Consider the following 1,432-nt stretch of genomic DNA (forward strand, 5'->3'; position numbering starts at 1 on the left):
AGAGTCTGTCCAAGAATCCGTGTAATTGACCGATGCAGGCCTAAACATAAGATTTAAGCCTTTCCTCAAAAGTAACACTGAGCTGGGAAATAACAAATGCCCAGTTTCTTACAGGCATAGTCCACTTCTTAGAGATTCCCTTATAGGCCAGGTAAAGCATTTTTGTCAATGATTCGTCACTTGGGAACTGGCCCTTGGCCTTGGTCACCTTCCTGAACTGGCGGTGAAGGGCCTCCACCTGATTGGTGGTATAGATTATGGTCCTTATCTCCTCTGGGAACTCAAAGAATGTTTTGAGGCCCATCCAGTTATCCCTCCACTGTTTTATTACGACGGGGTACTTCTTTGCCCACTTTTCTTCCATTTTGTCCAGCTCAAAAAGAGCACTCTCTTCACTCGGGGCCTTATAGATCATCTTCAGGTCCTTTATGACCTCCTTCTGATCCTTGTTGGCAACAAACTTCAGAGAATTCCTTATCTGGTGGATCACACACTGCTGGATGAGAGTCTCGGGGAAAAGAGCCTTAATGGCTTCCGTAAAACCCTTCAGTCCGTCAACGCAGGCGATCAGTATGTCCATTACTCCACGGTTCCTGAGCTCGGTTAAGACGTTCATCCAGAATTTTGCAGATTCAGCCTGACCGATCCAGATGCCGAGCATTTCCTTATAGCCGTTTAAGTCAATAGCCAGGCAGGTGTAGGCTGCCTTTGAGACAACGTGGCCGTCTTCACGGACCTTGTAGTGAATGGCATCCAGGAACATGATCGGGTAGATGGATTCAAGGGGTCTAGCCTGCCATTCCTTAACTATGGCAGCAATGGATTCCGTGATGTTCGATATTGAGGCGGGGCTTAACTCAAGCCCGTAAATCTCTTCAATATGGCTTTTTATGTCACGGGTTGAAATACCCTTGGCATACATTGAGATAATACGGTCTTCAATATCCCCCAGAGTCCTTTTATTCTTTTCCACTGCAATCGGGTTGAACTTGCCATTGCGGTCACGTGGCACTTCAAGATCGATTTCTCCTTGGGAGCTCCTGACTGACTTCTTGTTTTTCCCATTGCGGCTGTTGCCTGAATTGTCTCCTTGAGGAGAATGCTTCTCATAACCCAGGTGCTCTGTCATCTCGCTTTCCAAGAGCTGCTCTAAAGAACTTTTAAGGAGCTTCTTTATGGCGCCATCTTTGCCCATGAGGTCATCATATGTCTTTGCATTTTTGAGAGCTTTCTGAAGCTCTTCCATCTGTTCTTGTGTAAGTTCCATCGTATCACTCGTCCTTCCTTTCACATAAATGATTAAACTTATTCATTCTTTCGGGAAGTTTCTCCTCCCAAAATTTTCCCGAAAATTATATCCCTCCGTTCCACTACGGGATATAATTTTATAGTTTCAACATTTAATCAATTACACGGAAATCTTGATACTTCC

1 protein-coding gene is annotated in these 1,432 nt (G+C 45.0%); it reads right to left on the reverse strand.

Annotated elements, in window-relative coordinates:
* Positions 1-40: 40 nt before the first annotated feature.
* Positions 41-1,267 (reverse strand): IS256 family transposase, encoded by a 1,227-nt coding sequence (locus tag HF312_21585; GenBank protein MCU7522803.1) that lies wholly within the window; start codon positions 1,265-1,267, stop codon positions 41-43.
* Positions 1,268-1,432: the final 165 nt, after the last annotated feature.

Source organism: Ignavibacteria bacterium, from assembly GCA_025612375.1.
GTDB lineage: Bacteria > Bacteroidota > Ignavibacteria > Ignavibacteriales > SURF-24 > JAAXKN01.

What these genes read in the sequence shown, in the direction of transcription:
- HF312_21585 (MCU7522803.1), bottom strand. Translation starts at nt 1,267, where the DNA reads ATGGAACTTACACAAGAACAGATGGAAGAGCTTCAGAAAGCTCTCAAA.